Genomic DNA, 18,618 nt, shown 5'->3' with positions numbered 1-18,618 from the left:
AGCAACGCATGAGCGCGATCGTTCTGGACGGAAAGGCCACCGCGAAGGCCATTCGCGAGGAACTGACGGAGCGGGTGGCCGAGCTGCACGCCAAGGGGATCGCCCCCGGGCTGGGCACCGTCCTGGTCGGCGACGACCCGGGCAGCCACTCCTACGTGCGCGGCAAGCACCGCGACTGCGCGCAGGTGGGCATCGCGAGCATCCGCCGTGACCTGCCCGCCGACGCCACCCAGGAGCAGGTGGAGCAGGCCGTCCACGAGCTCAACGAGGACCCGGCCTGCACCGGTTACATCGTGCAGCTGCCGCTGCCCAAGGGCCTGGACGAGAACCGGGTGCTCGGGCTGATCGACCCGGCCAAGGACGCCGACGGTCTCCAACCGGTCAACCTGGGCAAGCTCGTCCTCATGGAGAAGGCGCCACTACCGTGCACCCCGCGCGGCATCGTGGAGTTGCTGCGCCGCTACGAGGTGCCGATCAAGGGCGCCGAGGTCGTCGTGGTGGGCCGTGGCGTGACCGTGGGCCGCCCCCTCGGCCTGCTGCTGACCCGCCGCTCGGAGAACGCCACCGTCACCCTGTGCCACACCGGCACCCGTGACCTGGCCGAGCACACCCGCAAGGCCGACATCGTCGTCGCCGGTGCGGGCGTGCCCGGGCTCATCACCAAGGACATGGTCAAGCCGGGCGCGGCCGTGCTGGACGTGGGTGTCTCGCGCACCGACGACGGCCTGGTCGGGGACGTCGCCCTCGACGTCCCCGAGGTCGCCGGGTACATGTCCCCGAACCCGGGCGGCGTGGGCCCGATGACCCGCGCGATGCTGCTGGTCAACGTGGTGGAGGCCGCCGAACGTCAGGCGGCCTCCACCGTTTAGCGCCACCGCTTCGCCTTCCCACCCGTCGCCCGCCACCGCCCTCAACGGACGGCCCGGCGGCCGACGGTGCCCTCTCTCGGGCGTTCCCTCGCCCCGGGTCCCGATGGGTCCCGGGGCGTCAGCCGGCGCGCCGGGCGTGGCCGACGGGCATCGGGCGGACCAGCCCCAGGGCCACCACCTCGTTGGCCAGGCGGGTGCGCCGGTTCTGTCCCTCGGGGATGCGGAACTTCTGGTAGAGCCGAAGCAGGTGCTGTTTGACCGCCGCCTCGGTGACGACCAGGGCCTCGGCGATGTCGCGCGCGGTGGCCGGGGCCACGAACGCCTCCTCCGAGAGCGCCGGACGGCACAGGGCGGTGAGCACGTCCAGTTCGCGGCGGGTGAGCTCGGGGGCCGCGCCCCGGCGCAGCACCTTGTCGGGGCTCAACTGTTCCTTGGGCAGCCCGCCGATCCGGCAGCGAGCGGTACCGAAGCTCACCACGTCGCCCTCCTCCAGGACGCGACGGGCTATGGGGCGCCCGTTGACCCGGGTGCCGTTGCGGGACAACCCGAGGTCCACCACGTAGACGTAGGGCCCGCGGCGGATCAGTTCGGCGTGCAGCTGGGAGACGCTGCGGTCGTCCAGGCGGATGTCCGCCCCCTCGCCACGGCCGACGGTGGTGACCTCACCGGAGAGCGGACACACCTCTGCGCTCTCCTCGACCCGTAGGTAGGGACCCTCCACGGTGACTCCTCCAGTACCGGCCGTGCGCGGTCGATGCGGATACGAGCGTCGGTGGGAGAGGGGTGACTGTCGGGGGGCGACGGTTCCGTCTACACGTCGTGTGGGCTTCATGGGGGTCCTCGCTCACCGGTCGCTCATCTCTGGCTGGGTTACCCGACTGGTACGTGTTCTACGCGCTTACTTCGGAGTTAGAGGGATAAGGCCAGGAAATACGGTCTTGTGGCCCCCTCGGAAGTGGGAAACGGTCGTGAGTACCCTCCGAGTGCGTCACGTCCGTATCCGTGAGCCCTGAGGTGTCGGCGGGGGCGGAGACTACAATGGGCGCGGTACCTCCCGGCGCCGGAACCCGTATCCCAACGGGGCCGATCGGAATCGCCAGGAAGCATGAGCCACGGGGGAGCGCCTTTCCTTTCGGACAGCGTCCCTTCCGTCTGGTGGCCGGTCCGTGCCAGACACCGGGGGAGACCATGAGGACGAGCCGCGCGGCGGCCAGGAAACCCGGAAAGCGAACAGGTCGGAACGCGGTGAACGACGCGGAGCAGGACGAGGTGGCGGAATCGGACGGGAACGTCCCCGATGACGGAGGTGAGGACACACCAGGGGAGAAGGTGCCGTATTGGCTCTCCCAAGTGCCCTACGCCCTCGTGTTGTCCGCCTTGGCGGCGGGGATCGTGGTCGTCGCCGCGGCCTACTTCAAACGTGGACCGGCCATCATCGCCGGTGCGCTGTTGCTCGCGGCGACCTTCCGCCTGTTCCTGCCCAAGGACTGGATCGGCCTGCTGGCGGTACGCCGCCGTTGGGTCGACCTGGCCACGTTGGTGGCCCTCGCGGTCCTGTTGATCGTGTTGGCCTGGGTGGCGCCGCAACTCTCCTCATGAGCGTCTAATAAGCTTGATGTCGAGATACCTCGACACCGAAAAAGCACCGCCTCCCCGGGTGGCACGGACACCGGGCGGGATCAGGGGATCGCCGTGCGCGCGTCGGCCCGAACGCCGGTCACAAACCGGCGGAGGGCCCCGCGCGACATGAGGCGGTAGCGAAGACTGAAGGGACAGCCACACAGCCATGGCCAAGATCAAGGTCGAGAACCCCGTAGTCGAGCTCGACGGCGACGAGATGACCCGGATCATCTGGTCCTTCATCAAGGACCGTCTGATCCTGCCGTACCTCGACGTCGACCTGAAGTACTACGACCTGGGCATCGAGGAGCGCGACCGCACCGACGACCAGATCACCGTCGACGCGGCCAACGCCATCAAGGAGCACGGCGTCGGCGTCAAGTGCGCCACCATCACGCCGGACGAGGCCCGGGTCGAGGAGTTCGGCCTGAAGAAGATGTGGCGGTCGCCGAACGGCACCATCCGCAACATCCTCGGCGGCGTCGTCTTCCGCGAGCCCATCATCTGTGAGAACGTGCCGCGGCTGGTGCCGGGCTGGACCAAGCCGGTCATCATCGGCCGTCACGCCCACGGCGACCAGTACAAGGCCACCGACTTCAAGGTCCCCGGCGCCGGCAAGGTCACCATGACCTACACCCCGGCCGACGGCAGCCAGCCCGTCGAGTTCGAGGTCGCCGAGTTCCCCGAGGACGGCGGCGTCGCGATGGGCATGTACAACTACCGCAAGTCCATCGAGGACTTCGCCCGCGCCAGCCTCAACTACGGCCTGGACCGCAACTACCCGGTCTACATGTCCACCAAGAACACGATCCTCAAGGCCTACGACGGCATGTTCAAGGACGTGTTCGAGGAGATCTTCGAGGCCGAGTTCAAGGACAGCTTCGCCGCCGCGGGCCTGACCTACGAGCACCGTCTGATCGACGACATGGTCGCCGCCGCGCTCAAGTGGGAGGGCGGCTACGTCTGGGCGTGCAAGAACTACGACGGTGACGTCCAGTCCGACACCGTCGCCCAGGGCTACGGTTCGCTCGGTCTGATGACCTCGGTGCTGCGCACCGCGGACGGCCGCACCGTCGAGGCCGAGGCCGCCCACGGCACCGTGACCCGTCACTACCGCCAGCACCAGCAGGGCAAGCCCACCTCGACCAACCCGATCGCCTCCATCTTCGCGTGGACCCGCGGTCTGGAGCACCGGGGCAAGCTGGACAACACCCCGAAGGTCATCGAGTTCGCCAACACCCTTGAGGACGTCGTCATCAAGACCGTCGAGGGCGGCCAGATGACCAAGGACCTCGCTCTGCTGGTCGGCTCCGAGCAGGAGTGGCTGACCACCGAGCAGTTCCTCGCCGCGCTGGACGAGAACCTGAGCAAGCGCCTCGGCTAGTTGAGGAGCAGAAGGTTCCTCTCGGGGCGTCTTGAGCCGGCGCCCACGCTGAGGTACCGCTCACGCCCGGGCGTCCCCCTGCAAGGGGACGTCCGGGCTTCGTCGTCTCCTGGGTCGGTCGCGAGCGCGGTCCCGGGCGATCGGGTCGATACGCGACGAAATGCCGTTTTCATGGGGTTTCGAGTTCGCGCGACCGACGAACTCACCCGGCGTGTTTCCTCTGTTCGGGCCACATGGAAGTGCCCGCGGTGGGAAGATGACGGTGTCGAGAGGGAGTTCCCGGCCCTAGTGCGATGTATGACACGTGCATACGATTCGCACCTTTGACGAACTTTGACTTATGGTGGAGACACGCCGGTGAGAATCGGCAGGCCAGAGCGGGTTTCGAGCCCCTCGGCCACCACGAGCCGACGTGCCGGCCGTGCGCCCGCTGGGGGGTAGGCGCGCACAGTACGGAACGTCACGAAGAAGGGCCCGTCACTCCGGTGACGGGCCCTTCGCCTTTCCCCACAATCCCCCGAAACCCCGAACGGACTTTTCGCGTCGAACGGCTCCGGACGCACGCCGGCCCCCTCACCGGCCGTGGATTCGGGGGTTTCCCACGGCGGTGACGGGGCCGAGCGCGAGGACGCGACGGTGCCGCCGATCCGGATCAGTCCTGCATGGCCTCCTCGGGGATCGGCTCGCCCTCGTTCATGGCGTCGAACATCAGCTGCGACCGGGCCTCGTCCCACAGCACGACCGAACCCACGCCGTCCAGGGAGGGGGTCTCACCGACCGGAACCGCCGTGGTCCGGGTACCGCCGCGCATCGCCAGCAGCATCGTCGCCAGGTGACGGAGCTTGTCTCCCTCGTCGACCATGAAGGTGTCGGTGCCGGCGAGCACCAGGGGGACCGACTGGAAGGGGTTGAAGAGCGTGGACGGAGCGCCGGCCTCCTGGATCAGCGCGGAGAAGAACTCGCGCTGACGCTGGATCCGGTCCAGATCGGCGCGGGGGGTGGCGCGGGTACGGACGTAACCCAGCGCGGTTCCGCCGTCCATCTCCTGGCAGCCCGCCTCGATGTCCAGGCCCGCCTTCGGGTCCACCATCGGTTCCTCGGGGCACAGCTCCACGCCGCCGACGGCGTCGACCAGGTCGACGAAGCCGCCCATCCCGATCTCGACGTAGTGGTCGATCCGCACGTTCGAGGCCTGTTCGAAGGCCTGGACCAGGGGAGCGGGGCCACCACAGACCTCCTCGCCCTCCTCGTCGGTGCCGCAGACCGAGTCGGCGAAGGCCGTGTTGATCTTGTTGTCCGCGTAACCGGGTATGGGCATCGGGACGTAGGAGTCGCGGGGCACGCTCACGATCGTGGGTTCGCCGTCGCGTGGCACGTACAGGATCATGATGGTGTCGGTACGGCGGCCCTCGGCGTTGCCGGTGGCCAGTTCCCGCATCTGTTCCTCGTCCATGCCCTCGCGGCTGTCGGAGCCCACGATCATGTACGTGGTGCCGCGAGCGCGGTCCGGGCGGCCCTCGTAGTCCTGCAGGGCCTCCACCCGCTCCAGCCGCGAGTCCGCCCACAGGTAGAAGCCGGTGGGCACCACCAGCAGCAGGGCCAGCAGGACCACCACGGTGTTGCGGAAGCGCTTCTTGCGCTGCTCCTTCGCGCGACGCTTGATGCCGCGGCCGTCGTACTCGCGTCCACCGCTGTGGGTACGGCGCTTGCGGGGGCGGTGCGGGGGCACCTGGTCGGCGGGGGGAAGGCGACGGGTCTCGCCCACCACGCGCTGCTCGGACTCGCGCGAGCGGTAGAGCTTCTCGAAAGCGTCCGGCTTGTCGGGATCGCCGGCACGTCGGAACACACCACCCCTGTTGTGTTCGCCGGTCGAGCCGGGTTCCCCCCGATGTCGTCGGTCAGCCATGGATTCGCCTATCTGGTCCGCGCCGTGTGTCGCACTTGGTGTCCTATGTCCCTTGTGATCGCTGACAGGGTAGTCCGGTTCACTTCGATCCCGGTTAAGAGTCGAAAGAGGGGACGAGGCCGCTCCCCGCGGTCGCGATCAGGCCACCCGGCGAGCGCCCTCCGAAGGCACCGCCACCCGTACACGGGGTTCGGGACGGCCCCGGCGGCGGAAGGCTTCGAGCACCCCGTCGGTGACGTCGGCCACCCGTTCGGACGGGACCAGGGCGAAGGAGGTTCCCGCCCAGCCGGTCATCCGGGCGCCGCGGGCGCCCGCGAGGGCGGCGGCCTCCACCGCCACCTCCACCGCCGACAGCGGCAGGTCGAACTTGCGCAGGGACAGGTGGGACGAGGACAGGATCGGACCGACCTCGCCGAACCGGTCGGTCCGCAGCAGCCCCACCGCCGCGTTGAGCCGGTGCGTCTCGGTGACGGCGAACTCCACCCGCTCGCGCAGCACGGGGTTCTGGATCCGGTGCAGAGTCGCTCGCAGATCCTGGATCGCCCGGAGCGGACCCAGGAGCTCCTGGGCTCGGGACAGCTCGGCGGCACGGACCGGTCTGAGGTCGCGTCGGGGGAGCGCGCCGGTGTCGACGACGACCAGGCGCAGGTCGGCCGCGACCAGATCGAAGGGGAGGAGCGCGGTGCGGCCGCTGCCCTGGTTCACCCGGACGACCCGACCGGCCGCGGCGTCCAGGCACACGCGTCGGGACACCGGTACCTCCTCGGGCAGGTCGGACCCGGACAGGTTCGCCAGCGCGAGGGTCACGGCCGCGCCCAACGCGGCGGAGTGCCCGAGGGAGGCGTGCGCGGGCAGGTCCGCGCCGAACATCACCCGGAGCCCTTGCCCGTCGTCCAGCCGGCCACAGGCGCGCGCGGAGGCCACGACGGCCGCCACCTCACGGGAGGCCCGGTGTCGATCGCTCAGCGGGCCGGTGGGCGTCGCCGTTCGTGTGCGTCCGTCGTCGGAGATGCCGACCGCCGCGGTGATCCCCCACGGCAGAGCGACGAACAGGGCGGGCCCACCGACGGCGGCGTTGTGCTCGCCCATCAACGCCAGGCGCCCCGGCGCGTGCCAGAGCCCGGAAGGTTCGACGCCGAACCACTGCACGAACCCGGCGGTCAGCGCGGCGGGTCCGGGCGCGGCCTCCGGCCACGTCCCGACCGGGCCGCCCTTGCCCGTACCCAACACCGCGCGCAACCGCGCCCCGGTGAAACCCACGTCCCGACCTCCGTCGCCTCTGTCGACTCCGGGTCCAAGTCTGCCGTGTGTTCGGTACCGCCCGGGCGTGGGGTTTTCCCCTGCCCGCACGGGCAAGGCTAGGGTTGCGGATCCACAAGGTCGGCGGCGGAAAGTCAGTGGCGGGAGGACGATGGCCGGAGTCTTGGACCGGGCCAAGGACACGGCCGGTCGCTACCGGAACCTGGCGATGGACGCCTACTGGGGGTTGCGGCACCGATCCCCGGCCGTCGATCACTTGGTACGCGCCTACGAGCGTTACTCGGACCGCAACGGCAACCAGTTGGCCGGTGCGGTCACCTACTTCGCGTTCTTGTCCTTCTTCCCGTTGTTGGCGTTGGCCTTCGCGGTCGTGGGTTTCCTGGCGGCCCGTCAGGTGGAGCTCAGCCACTACCTGGAGGACGCGCTCGACGAGGTGCTGCCGGGGCTGTCCGAGCAGTTGCCCATGGAACAGATCGCGGACGCCCGTGTGGGCGCGAGTGTGATCGGCGCGCTCGGTCTGTTGTACGCGGGGCTGAACTCGGTCGCGGCGCTGCGCGAGGCGCTGCACTCGATCTGGCTGAAGAGCGCCAAGCAGGGGCCCAACTTCGTGCTGCGCAAGCTGGGCGATCTGCTGGTGATGCTCGGGCTCGGCACGGCGTTGCTGTTCACGGTGGCCTTCACCAGCTTCATGCAGACCGCGACCGTCTGGCTGCTGTCCCTGGTGGAACTGGACGAGTCGTTGCCGGCCAACCTCCTTCTGCGGGTGCTGGCGCTGGTGATCGCCGTCGCCGTGAACATGTGCCTGTTCCTGCTGGTGTTCACGTTGTTGTCGGGGACGGGACGCCCGACCCGGACGATGTGGCGGGGCGCCCTGCTGGGCGCGGTCGGGTTCGAGGTGCTCAAGACCCTGGCGACGACGCTGCTGGCGGGGACGCTCTCCAACCCGGTGTACGCGTCCTTCGCGGTCCTGGTGGGGCTGTTGGTCTGGATCAACCTGGTCATGCGTCTGGTGATGTTCAGCGCGGCGTGGACGGCGACCCGGCTGTCGATGCCGCCGCCGTACACGGGTTCGCTGCCGAGCCCGGACGAGGCCGGGGTGGACTGGACGCGACCGACCCCGGTGCTGCGCCCGCGCGAGGACGAACTGGCCGAGCGCCGATGGGCCCGGCGGGTCCTCGCCTACGGATTGTCGCTGATGGGGGCTGGTGCCACCGCGATCGGCGTGGCATCGGTAATGCGACGGGAACGGGATGGGAACCCCGCGAAAAAGGATTCCGCCGGGTGATTTCCTCCGTTTATTGGCCCTGAAGTCCGTATGCGTAACGCTTACGGCGGGTAGTCCTCCCGTGTCCCGGTCGATCGGTGCGCCGGGCTGAGCGGTGAGACGGCCGGGTGCCGTCCACACCTTGCGGAGGGCAGATGGGAATCGCATTCAAGTCATCCGAACGTGCGACGTTAGGCGTGGAGTGGGAACTCCAGATCGTCGATCGGAACAGTCGCCACCTGCGGCAGGAGGCGCAGGAACTCCTCGCGCAACTCCCGGACCTCAGTGCCGACGCGGCGGTCCCCCCGCTGCGCCACGAACTCATGCAGTCCCAGATCGAGGTGGTGACGGGGATCTGCGAGACCGTGGACGAGGCCAAGCGCGACCTCGCCCGCAACGTCGGTCGGATGCGTGAGGTGCTGGAGCCCCGTGGCGCCATGCTGACGTGTTCGGGCACGCATCCGATGGACCACTGGCGGGACCAGTCGCTCAGCCCCGGCGAGCGCTACGGCGAGCTGGTGGAGCAGATGCAGTGGCTGGCCCGGCGCATCCTCACCTGTGGCGTTCACGTGCACGTCGGGGTGCGCGGCAAGGAGAAGGCCATTCCGATCGTGAACGCACTTGCGAAGTACATCCCCCATTTTCTTGCTTTGAGTGCTTCGTCCCCGTTTTGGGGTGGTTATGACACGGGACTGGCCTCCGCGCGGTCCATTGTCTTCGGCGCCCTCCCCACCTCCGGACCGCCGCCCAACCTCCCTGGTTGGCCGGCTTTCGAGGAATACCTCGAAACCCTTCTCAAGGCGGGTACCATCGCCTCTATCAAGGAAGTGTGGTGGGACATCCGTCCGCACCCGGACTTCGGCACCATCGAGATCCGGATGTTCGACGGGATTCCCACCTTGCGCGAGGTGGGAATGGCCGCCGCTCTCTCCCAGAGTCTGGTGGAGTTGTTCGATCACCAGCTCGACCGCGGGTACGGCTTGCCCAGCCCGCCGTCCTGGGTGGTGAACGACAACAAGTGGCGGGCCACCCGTTACGGACTCGACGCTCGTGTCATCACGGACTCGTACGGAACCACCGTTCCGATCCGGGACGACCTGTACGAGCTGGTCCGCGAGTTGACCCCGGTCGCCGCCCGCCTGGGCTGTGCGGAGGACCTGGACCTGATCTCCGAGATCCTGGACAAGGGCGCCTCCTACGAACGTCAGCGTGCGGTCGTCTCCCAGGGAGGCTCGCTCCAGGACGTCGTGGACCTGCTCGCCGGCGAGTTCGACGCGGACCCCACCCGCGCCACGGTCGGTGTCGGTGACGGAGCCGGCGCGCGATAACGACGTGCGAAGTAGTAGAGGGGACCCTCCATGCGGGGACGTGACCTGCCGGAACAGTTGACCGCTTTTCTGGCGCGCCATGAACGGGAGCTCACGGGCTTCCGCCGGGACCTGCACATGCACCCGGAGCTCGCGTTCGCCGAGCACCGCACCACGGGTCGTCTCGCCGAACGTCTTCGCGCGGTCGGGCTGGAACCCAAGGAACTCCCCCAGGGCACCGGTCTGATCTGTGACGTCGGTGAGGGTCCCGGCCCCCTGGTCGCCCTTCGCGCCGACATCGACGCCCTCCCCTTGGCGGACGAGAAGGACGTCCCCTACCGCTCCACCGTCCCGGGCGCGGCGCACGCCTGCGGACACGACGTGCACACCACGGTCCTGCTGGCCACGGGGATCTTCCTCGCCCAGCAGGCCCGTGCGGGTGCGCTGCCCGGCCGGGTACGGCTCCTCTTCCAGCCCGCCGAGGAGCTTCCCGGCGGGGCGGTGGAGGTGGTCAACGCCGGCGGGATGGAGGACGTGCAGCGCGTCTTCGCCCTGCACTGCGACCCCCGTCTCATGACCGGCAAAGTGGGGCTGCGCACCGGCGGCATCACCGCCGCCTGCGACCAGCTCCTGGTCCGCCTGTCCGGTCCGGGCGGCCACACCGCACGCCCGCACCTGACCTCCGACCTGGTCTACGCCCTGGGCAAGGTGGTCACCGACCTTCCCGCGGCGCTGTCCCGACGCATCGACCCGAGGGCCGGGTTCAGCCTGGTCTGGGGTCGCATCAGCGCCGGTTCGGCCCCCAACGTCATCCCCGACGACGCCGTGGCCGAGGGCACCGTGCGCTGCCTGGAGGACGAGGCCTGGCACCAGGCGCCCGACATCGTCAAGGGGCTGGTGGAGTCGGTGGCCTCCGCCTACGGCGCCGACGCCGAGGTCACCTACCGTCGCGGGGTGCCGCCCACCATCAACGAGGCCGCCAGCGTCGACATCATGCGCGAGGCCGTGACCCTGGCCCTGGGAGCCGACGCGGTCGCCCCCACCGCGCAGAGTCTGGGCGGGGAGGACTTCGCCTGGTACCTGGAGCACGCTCCCGGCGCGCTGGCCCGGCTGGGCACCCACTCCCCGGACTGGGACGGTCCCATGCTCGACCTGCACCGGGGCACCTTCGACGTCGACGAGCGCGCCATCGGCGTGGGCACCCGCTTCATGGTCACCACCGCGCTCACCGCGCTGTGGGACATCACACGTGAGGGCGTGCACGCGAACCGCGAGGCGCTCGCCTGACAAGTGCCCGAATCGGTGGCTTCTGCCGGATTCTCGGCAACTTCGTGTCGCCCCGTCGGGTGCGCTCGCCTCCCAGTGGCATCCTGATGAGATGAATCAGCCACTGACTGTCGAACAGATCCGGAGGGCGCCCAAGGTGCTCCTCCACGACCACCTCGATGGCGGTCTTCGTCCGTCCACGGTGGTGGAACTGGCCCGCGAGACGGGCTACAAGGGACTGCCCACCTACGATGCGGAGGAACTGGGTCATTGGTTCCGGGAGGCCTCCGACTCCGGTTCGCTGGAGCGCTACCTGGAGACCTTCGCCCACACCACGGCGGTCATGCAGACCCGTGAGTCCCTGGTACGGGTGGCCGCGGAGGCGGCCGAGGACCTGGCCGCCGACGGCGTGGTCTACGCCGAGCAGCGCTACGCTCCCGAGCAGCACCTGGAGGGCGGGCTCAGCCTGGAGGAGGTCGTCGAGGCCGTCCAGGAGGGGTTGGAGCTGGGTCGAAAGCGTGCGGCCGACGCCGGGTACGGCATCCGCACCGGGCAGCTGGTGACCGCGATGCGGCACGCGGCGCGCTCCTCGGAGATCGCGGAGCTGGCGGTCCGCTACCGCGACCGGGGCGTGTCCGGTTTCGACATCGCGGGCGCCGAGGCGGGCAACCCGCCCACCCGCCACCTGGACGCGTTCGAGTACCTGCGCCGGGAGAACTTCCACTTCACCATCCACGCCGGCGAGGCGTTCGGGTTGCCCTCCATCTGGGAGGCGCTCCAGTGGTGCGGCTGCGACCGACTCGGCCATGGTGTGCGCATCATCGACGACATCACCGTCGAGGAGAACGGCGCCCCGCGCCTGGGCCGGCTGGCCCAGTACGTGCGCGACAAGCGGGTGCCGCTGGAGATGTGCCCCAGCTCCAACATCCAGACCGGCGCCGCCGAGTCCATCGCCGACCACCCGATCGGGCCGCTGCGCGACCTGCGCTTCCGGGTCACCGTCAACACCGACAACCGTCTCCAGAGCGGTGTCACCCTCTCGGAGGAGTTCGCCAAGCTCAGCGAGGCGTTCGGCTACGGCTGGGACGACCTCCAGTGGTTCACGGTCAACGCCATGAAGTCGGCGTTCCTGCCCTTCGACGAACGCCTGTCGCTGATCAACGGGATCATCAAGCCGGGGTTCGCGCAGCTGAAGTGGGCGACGGACTGATGGCATCGGGTAGAGACGGTGCCCGGAGCGCCACCGTCACCCACGCCTCCACCGGCACTCGGGTGATGGCGATCGTGTGGATCGTCATCGCGGCCCTGCTGCTGGTGGACCTGGTGCTGCGGGGCAGCGACCGGATGGCCTGGATCGCCGGTTCGGTCCTGCTTTTGACCGTCGCGGGGGTCTATCTGGCCTGGCTGCGTCCCCGGGTGGTCTCCACCCCGCGTGGGATCAGGATGGTCAACCCGGTGCGGGAGGCGTTCGTTCCCTGGGCCGCCGTGGTGTGGGTGGACGTCGTGGACGTGCTGCGGGTGCACACCCCCGAGGGCGAGTTCCGTTCCTGGCCGCTGCGGGAGACCAAGCGGGCCAAGGTCCGGGAGAACCTGCGCCGCGACTCCGGCTACCTGGACCCGGGCGAGGACGAGGATCCCACCAGGATGCGTCCGGTGGAACTGGTCGCGCGGGAGCTGAGACAGGACGCCGAGCGCTACAAGGCGCGTCCGCTGACCGGTCCCATCAAGGTGGTCGCGGAGGAAGGCCCCGCCGCGTTGGGAGCGCAGGACCGGCCGCAGACGATGGTCCCCCTGGAGGTGATCGTGGTCGGGGTGGCCGCCGTGGTGCAGCTCGTGGCGGTCCTGTTGCTGACCTGAGCCGTCCCTTCCCCGGATCGAACCCGGTCCCCGCACGGCGGGTGGCCGGGTTCCGTCTTTGCCGATTTCGGGGTTGACGCGCACCTGGAAGTTCTGGTTAGGTTAGGCATGCCTAAGGGAGAGCGTTCCGGGTGGGCGGGCTTCGCGCGGATGGCCACCCACCCGGACTTTCTTTCCAAGGCACGCGCGCGGTTCAACTGAATAACGGGAAGAAGAGGTGTCGTCCGTCGCGAGTCCAACGGGGTCTGCGGGGATCCCGCGCGGCGGCACACCGGGGAAAGCACCACCTCCGACCGGAACCAAGGTCGGTGCCGTCCACCCCATGGCCTCGGGGTGTACGCTCGCCACGCCGGTACCGACCACGTCGGTTCCGGTCGGAGGTGCCCTGAACCCCCTCGGGTACGAGCGGTCGCCGTTCGGTCGCCCGAGCGCCCGCGGGCGCGCGAAATGGACAGGCCCGGTCACGACCGGGCCTTTCGTGTGTTCAGGAGGAGGTCAGCACGCGGTTGAGGAGTTCGCCGAGTCGGTGGGAACGCCGTTCGACGATCTCCAGTGCCTTCGACTCCTCGAACGGCTCGAACACCGCTCCGGCCGCGTCGTTGCTGACGATGGCCAACCCGAGGACCTCGGCGCCCATCTCCACGGCCGCGATGGCCTCCAGGGCGATCGACCGCCCCACCACGTCCGCGCCCGCCTGGTGCAGGATCTTGAGCTCGGCCGGGGTCTGCAGTTGTGGCCCCGAAGTCGCCACGTACACGCCTTCGGGAAGCGAGGCGTCCACTTCGCGGGTGATCTCGCGCAATCGCGTGCTGTAGGCCGCGCTCATGTCCACGAAGTCGGGGCCCACCAGTGGTGACCGCGCGGTCAGGTTGATGTGGTCGCGCAGGATCACCGGTTGCCCCGGCGCGAAGTCGGTGCGCAGGGAACCGCACGACCCGGTGAGCACGGCCACCTCGGCGCCGGCGGCGATACCGGTGCGCACGGCGTGGGCGACCGTCATCGGATCGTGCCCTTCGTACGAGTGCACGCGACCCATGAACGCGACGACGCGTTTGTCGCCCACCCACATGCTGCGGACGCGTCCGCTGTGTCCCGCGGCGGTGGGTTCCACGAACCCGGGTAGTTCGACGGCGTCGAACTCGATGTCCACCGAACCCAGGGTGTCCACCGCCCCGGCCCAGCCGGAGCCCAGTACCACCAGGGCGTCGAAACTGTCGGCGCCGGTCCGGGTCAGCAGCTCCTTGGCCGCCTCCGTCGCCAGCGCCTTCGCGTCACCGGTCGTCCGTTGCTCTGATTCACTCACAAGTCGGATGCTATCGCTTGGTGATCACATAACTCCGGAACGCAACGCTCTGCGGCGGTGTCGGCCCTGTGGGCGTTCTGCGTCGGAACGGAGGAGTACGATCCGGTCACCGTCGGTGAACTCTCCGCGTGCCCGCGGGTGGTGTTCGTCGCATCCGGGCAGGTCATGGGAGCGGACACGAGCGGTCACCTGCGGGTGGGGCGGCGACGTGCGGGGTGCCTGCGGTTTTCGGCCGTCCGTATGGCCGACAATGGAGGAAAGTGATAAATCCAGGTGGTGCCCCGTCGTGCCCGAATGTCTACCCGGACCGGGAACGGGCATGTCGCATCGCCGGCAGAGGGAGTGAGGCAGCGTGACGAAGGTCGTGATCATCGGTGGCGGGCCCGGGGGCTACGAGGCGGCACTGGTCGCAGCGCAGCTCGGCGCGGACGTGACGGTGGTGGAACGCGACGGCATCGGCGGCGCCTGCGTCCTCACCGACTGCGTTCCCTCCAAGAGCCTCATCGCCACCTCCACGCGCACCACCTACGTACGCGAGTCGTCGTTCCTGGGCATCAACGTCCCCGAGGCCGCGGAGAACGAGCCGGCGGTCGAGGTGGACATCCAGCACGTGAACGGTCGGATCAAACGCCTGGCCCGGGCCCAGTCCGAGGACACACGAGCGCGACTGGCCAAAGAGGGGGTCGACGTCATCGTCGGCGAGGCCCGCCTGGTCGACCCGCACATCGTGGCCGTCGGCGACCAGCGCATCCGCGCCGACGTCATCCTGCTGGCCACGGGAGCCCACCCCCGTGAGCTGCCCACCGCGGTGCCGGACGGGGAACGCATCCTCACCTGGCGCCACCTCTACGACCTCAAGGAACTTCCGGAGCGGCTCATCGTGGTCGGTTCCGGTGTCACCGGGGCCGAGTTCGCCAGCGCCTACCAGGCTCTGGGCTCCGATGTCACCCTCGTCTCCTCGCGCAAGCTCGTCATGCCCACCCAGGACTCCGACGCGGCCAAGGTGCTGGAGGACGTCTTCGCCCGCCGCGGCATGACGGTCCTCAGCCAGACCCGCGCCGAGTCGGTGGTGCGCACCGAGGACGGCGTGCGCGTCACCCTCTCCGACGGTCGCACGGTCGACGGCAGTCACTGCCTCATGACCGTCGGCATGATCCCCAACACCGAAGGTCTGGGCCTGGAGGAGGCCGGGGTCGGTCTGGGCGACGGCGGCTTCGTCGAGGTGGACCGGGTCTCCCGCACCACCGTCCCCGGTGTCTACGCCGCCGGTGACTGCACCGGTGTGAACATGCTGGCGTCCGTCGCCGCGATGCAGGGTCGCATCGCCATGTGGCACGCCCTGGGCGAGGCCGTGGCGCCGCTTCAGCTGTCCACCGTCGCCTCCACCGTGTTCACCCACCCCGAACTGGCCGCGGTCGGCACCAGCGAGGACGACATCCGCAGCGGTCGGGTGGACGGCCGGATCGTGACCCTGCCGCTCAACACCAACCCGCGCGCCAAGATGACCCAGGTCAAGGAGGGCTTCGTCAAGCTCATCTGTCGTCAGCACACCGGCATCGTCCTGGGCGGCGTCATCGTCGGCCCGCGCGCCAGCGAACTCATCCTGGGTGTGTCGATCGCGGTCCAGCAGCGCCTGACCGTGGACGACATCGCGCACACCTTCTCCGTGTACCCGTCGCTGTCCGGCAGCGTCACCGAGGCGGCCCGCTCCCTCATGCTGGCCTCGCCGGAGTAACCGCGGAACCCGCCCGCCGTGTGGATCTGTGCAGGACACACGGCGGGTTCCGGGCCGGTCTTTAATCGTCCTTGACGAGAATGCTCCTAGCCTTCGGGCGTGATCTGCCCGAAATGCCAAAGTCCGATGCGCACCTTCGACCGTCAGGGCGTCCATATCGACCGCTGTGACGGTTGCCAGGGCATCTTCCTCGACCGGGGTGAACTGGAGCGCATCGTCATCGCCGAAGAGCGCCACTACGGGGTCGCGCCGCCCGTCTCGAACATGCCGCCGCCCCCGGACCCCTACGGCCCGAGCCGCGGTCGCGGCATCCACCCCGACTCTCCGGGCGGCTACCGACCGGACTCTCCACGCGGCTATCGGGGCTACCGCGACTCGCCCCGCCCCTACCGACGTCGGCGCAAGAGTTTCCTGGAACAGCTCTTCGACTGATCCGGGCGGCGAATCGACCATGCACCCCTTGATCTGCCAACACTGCGGCGAGTGGGATCCCGCGCCGGACACGAGTGCGGGACCGCACCTGCTGCGCTGTGCCTCCTGCGGGCGCACCCGCCCCTTCCAACGGTTGCCGCTGCTGTGCGTGGCCGGGCCCAGCGGGACCGGGAAGTCCACCGTGGCCCGCGCCCTCCCGGAGGGGTTGAGCGACCGTTTCGTCGTCCTCGAACAGGACCTGTTGTGGGTGGGCGGCCTACGCGACCCCGCCGACGACCACCGTCTGTTCCGTTCCACCTGGCTGCGCACCGCCGCCATGGTGCATCAGAGCGGGCGGCCCGTCGTGCTGTGCGGGACGGTGGCCCCGCCGGAGCTGGAGCACCTGCCCGAGCGCGCGCTGTTCGACGGGGTGCACTACCTCGTGCTCACCTGCGACCCGAAGGTCCTCACCCGTCGTCTGCTGTCCCGACCGGCCTGGCGGGACTGGGACCAGGAACGTGTCGACGAGACCCTGGAGTACCAGGAGTGGTTGGTGGCCGAGGCCGCTCGGCTCGAAGCGCCACTGACCCTGCTGGACACCACCGGTACGTCTCCGGAGGAGACAGTCGAGGCCGTGCGCCGGTGGGTGCTCGAACGTGCGGAGACGTTCGTCCCCGCCGACTGAGACGACGAAGGGCCCTGGGGAACGGGGCCGGTTCTTGCTCGGAAAACGACACGGTGGTCGCAACCTCCCCGAAGCCAGGGTGTTGCGACCACCGCTAGAACCCGCCCGGTCGTCCCCGGGGCCCTCGTTCGTCTTCAGGGGTCAAAAGTCGAAGCCGCCGAAGTCCCCGAAGTCGCCGCCGGCGTCCTCCATGCCCGCGCCCATCATCCCGGCGCCCATCATCGACCCCATCATGGAGCCCATCATCATGCCGGTGAACATGCCCATCATCATGTTCACGCCGAAGTAGCCGCCCGCGTACGGGGCGTAGGCCGGGCCGGCTTCGTAGTAGGGACGACGGTCACCGTCGACCTCCACCATGCGCACGTCCGGCTGCCCGCCGCTGCGCACCGCCCGGGCGCACACGGGGCACGCGGTGACCGAACGGGGAGAGCCACCGGGCGGTGCCCAGGTGACGTCCTCGCTGGAGGGGCCGTGCTGCGGGTTGAAGAAGCACGGACCGCGCCGTTCCGGCACCGGGTCGCCGTTCATCCGGGCCCGGGTGGCCGTCATGTAGTACCGGCCGTCCTCCAGGGCGCCGGTGACCATCTTGATCTGCTCCGGCTCCTGGATGGTGTCCAGCAACGATTTGGCCTGGTCGTAGGAGTCCATGGCACGCGAGTAGTCGTTGCGGGTGGCCTCGTCCACCGCGGAGAGGTCGATCTCCAGCCGGGCCACGTCCTCTCCGAGGCGCACGACGTCCTCGGTGGCCATCTGCTTGATCTCCTGGAGCTGCTTGGCCTTCTCGGCCTCGCGCCTTTGCCGGCTCTTGTACACGTACCAGCCACCGGCCGCGACGACCAACGCCAGGACGACCAGCATCACCAGACCGGAACCGCCACCGCCGGGTGCTTCGGCCGGGGCCTCTGTGGTCTCCACGGCCTGTGGCACCGCCGCGAGGGTGTCGATCTGGTTGCCGCCCTCGTTGAGCGCGCTCTCCCGGATCGCCTCGGTGTCGTCCAGGTTCGGGGAGGTGACGTAGAAGTGGTCGCTACCGCCCAGGATCCCGTAGGCGCCGTCACCGACCTCGGCCATGACGGGGGCCATGAGCGTGTCGACGCCGGCCTCGGAAGTGGCGACCTCGAAGGGCAGGATCACGTAGTAGACGGGGGAGTCCGCGGCCTCGGACGCGGCTTCCAGGGCCCCCTCGTCGGCGGCGGAGATCTGCTCGATGGACGGGTCGATGAAGACACCGTCGCCCTCCAGCTCCTCGACGATCTCCTCGGTGGTGGGTGCCTCGATCCCGGTGTCGGCCGCGGCGGGTATCGCCGCCGCGGTCACCACCGCCGCCGTGAGACCGGCGGTCAGCACTGTGGGTATTACCAAGCGGTGCGACATGTCGTTCCTCTCGCCTCCCTTATCCACGGTGACGAACAGGGGGCCTGCTCAGTTCCCGAAGGCGGGCCTTTGTGTCCGGTTTCTCCGACGAGTTCGACAGGTCGCGCTGGTTCTCGACGCGAAGAGGCCCGCCGAAACACCTTCGACGGGCCCCTGATCGGTTCGTGCGCGCGAGCTAGCTCTTCGCGCTCGAACCGGCGGTGGCGCGTTCGGCCTCCGGGTCGCGTTCCTCGGCCTCGTCGGTGGCGGCCTCGGCGGAGGCCTCCTCGGCGGACAGGGTGCCCGGCTCCTCCAGCGGAACGAAACCGGTGGAACCCCGGCGGGCGTTGTAGCGGACCAGGTCGAGGATGCCCTCGCGCTTGGCGACGACGGCC

Annotated in this window: 16 protein-coding genes and 1 pseudogene; 11 read left to right on the top strand and 6 right to left on the bottom strand. The window is 69.3% G+C overall.

Annotated elements, in window-relative coordinates:
- Positions 1-8 precede the first annotated feature (8 nt).
- Complete coding sequence (locus tag K8V84_RS24175; protein WP_304078914.1) at positions 9-869, top strand: bifunctional methylenetetrahydrofolate dehydrogenase/methenyltetrahydrofolate cyclohydrolase; 861 nt, start codon at positions 9-11, stop codon at positions 867-869.
- Positions 870-987: 118 nt separating this feature from the next.
- Here K8V84_RS24175 and K8V84_RS24170 read toward each other — a convergent pair whose 3' ends face one another.
- A complete protein-coding gene (locus K8V84_RS24170) occupies positions 988-1,590 on the bottom strand; it encodes an FHA domain-containing protein (protein ID WP_304078912.1) in 603 nt (200 codons plus the stop codon).
- Positions 1,591-2,114: 524 nt separating this feature from the next.
- Here K8V84_RS24170 and K8V84_RS24165 point away from each other — a divergent pair.
- Positions 2,115-2,468: a DUF3017 domain-containing protein gene (locus K8V84_RS24165; protein WP_304078911.1), complete on the top strand. Its 354-nt coding sequence runs from the start codon at positions 2,115-2,117 to the stop codon at positions 2,466-2,468.
- Between the two features lie 187 nt (positions 2,469-2,655).
- Positions 2,656-3,873 carry an NADP-dependent isocitrate dehydrogenase gene (locus K8V84_RS24160; RefSeq protein WP_304078909.1) on the top strand — a complete coding sequence of 406 codons (1,218 nt, stop codon included), beginning with the start codon at positions 2,656-2,658 and terminating at the stop codon, positions 3,871-3,873.
- 652 nt (positions 3,874-4,525) lie between these two features.
- Here the strand turns inward: K8V84_RS24160 and K8V84_RS24155 are convergent.
- On the bottom strand, positions 4,526-5,779 hold the full coding sequence (locus tag K8V84_RS24155) for an LCP family protein (protein ID WP_304078907.1): 1,254 nt from the start codon (positions 5,777-5,779) through the stop codon (positions 4,526-4,528).
- Between the two features lie 138 nt (positions 5,780-5,917).
- Positions 5,918-7,039 carry a galactokinase family protein gene (locus K8V84_RS24150; protein WP_304078905.1) on the bottom strand — a complete coding sequence of 374 codons (1,122 nt, stop codon included), beginning with the start codon at positions 7,037-7,039 and terminating at the stop codon, positions 5,918-5,920.
- A gap of 151 nt (positions 7,040-7,190) precedes the next feature.
- Here K8V84_RS24150 and K8V84_RS24145 point away from each other — a divergent pair, with 151 nt between their 5' ends.
- From K8V84_RS24145 to K8V84_RS24125, 5 genes are all read left to right on the top strand, one after another.
- On the top strand, positions 7,191-8,324 hold the full coding sequence (locus tag K8V84_RS24145) for a YihY/virulence factor BrkB family protein (protein ID WP_304078903.1): 1,134 nt from the start codon (positions 7,191-7,193) through the stop codon (positions 8,322-8,324).
- A 134-nt stretch (positions 8,325-8,458) separates the two neighbouring features.
- Entirely contained in the window at positions 8,459-9,631 is a 1,173-nt protein-coding gene (locus K8V84_RS24140) for a glutamate--cysteine ligase (RefSeq protein ID WP_304078902.1), read from the top strand.
- A gap of 30 nt (positions 9,632-9,661) precedes the next feature.
- The gene (locus K8V84_RS24135; protein ID WP_304078901.1) at positions 9,662-10,897 is read left to right on the top strand and encodes a M20 family metallopeptidase; all 1,236 of its coding nucleotides are present in this window, start codon (positions 9,662-9,664) and stop codon (positions 10,895-10,897) included.
- A 91-nt stretch (positions 10,898-10,988) separates the two neighbouring features.
- Positions 10,989-12,086 carry an adenosine deaminase gene (locus K8V84_RS24130; RefSeq protein ID WP_304078900.1) on the top strand — a complete coding sequence of 366 codons (1,098 nt, stop codon included), beginning with the start codon at positions 10,989-10,991 and terminating at the stop codon, positions 12,084-12,086.
- Positions 12,086-12,733 carry a PH domain-containing protein gene (locus tag K8V84_RS24125; RefSeq protein WP_304078899.1) on the top strand — a complete coding sequence of 216 codons (648 nt, stop codon included), beginning with the start codon at positions 12,086-12,088 and terminating at the stop codon, positions 12,731-12,733. The genes K8V84_RS24130 and K8V84_RS24125 overlap by 1 nt, the downstream gene beginning before the upstream one ends.
- Positions 12,734-13,217: 484 nt before the next feature.
- On the opposite strand, the gene K8V84_RS24120 is transcribed toward K8V84_RS24125, so the two are convergent.
- Positions 13,218-14,036, bottom strand: a complete 819-nt coding sequence (locus K8V84_RS24120; protein WP_304078898.1) for a purine-nucleoside phosphorylase — start codon at positions 14,034-14,036, stop codon at positions 13,218-13,220.
- A gap of 352 nt (positions 14,037-14,388) precedes the next feature.
- Between K8V84_RS24120 and K8V84_RS24115 the strand changes: the two genes are divergently transcribed.
- The 3 genes from K8V84_RS24115 (at position 14,389) to K8V84_RS24105 (ending at position 16,867) form a co-directional block, all read left to right on the top strand.
- Entirely contained in the window at positions 14,389-15,771 is a 1,383-nt protein-coding gene (locus K8V84_RS24115; RefSeq protein ID WP_304078897.1) for an NAD(P)H-quinone dehydrogenase, read from the top strand.
- 99 nt (positions 15,772-15,870) lie between these two features.
- Positions 15,871-16,203: a zf-TFIIB domain-containing protein gene (locus K8V84_RS24110; RefSeq protein WP_304078895.1), complete on the top strand. Its 333-nt coding sequence runs from the start codon at positions 15,871-15,873 to the stop codon at positions 16,201-16,203.
- Between the two features lie 19 nt (positions 16,204-16,222).
- On the top strand, positions 16,223-16,867 hold the full coding sequence (locus tag K8V84_RS24105; protein ID WP_304078893.1) for an AAA family ATPase: 645 nt from the start codon (positions 16,223-16,225) through the stop codon (positions 16,865-16,867).
- A 141-nt stretch (positions 16,868-17,008) separates the two neighbouring features.
- Here K8V84_RS24105 and K8V84_RS24100 read toward each other — a convergent pair whose 3' ends face one another.
- Both K8V84_RS24100 and K8V84_RS24095 read right to left on the bottom strand, forming a co-directional pair.
- Positions 17,009-18,217 (bottom strand): chemotaxis protein CheA, encoded by a 1,209-nt coding sequence (locus tag K8V84_RS24100; RefSeq protein WP_304078926.1) that lies wholly within the window; start codon positions 18,215-18,217, stop codon positions 17,009-17,011.
- 202 nt (positions 18,218-18,419) lie between these two features.
- Positions 18,420-18,618, bottom strand: a pseudogene (locus tag K8V84_RS24095) (dicarboxylate/amino acid:cation symporter); the annotation flags it as partial.

This window comes from Nocardiopsis listeri, from assembly GCF_020741345.1.
Classification (GTDB): Bacteria; Actinomycetota; Actinomycetes; order Streptosporangiales; family Streptosporangiaceae; genus Nocardiopsis; species Nocardiopsis listeri_A.
Note: the sequence above shows the minus strand (reverse complement) of the source record. Positions and strands in the feature narration are given on the sequence as shown.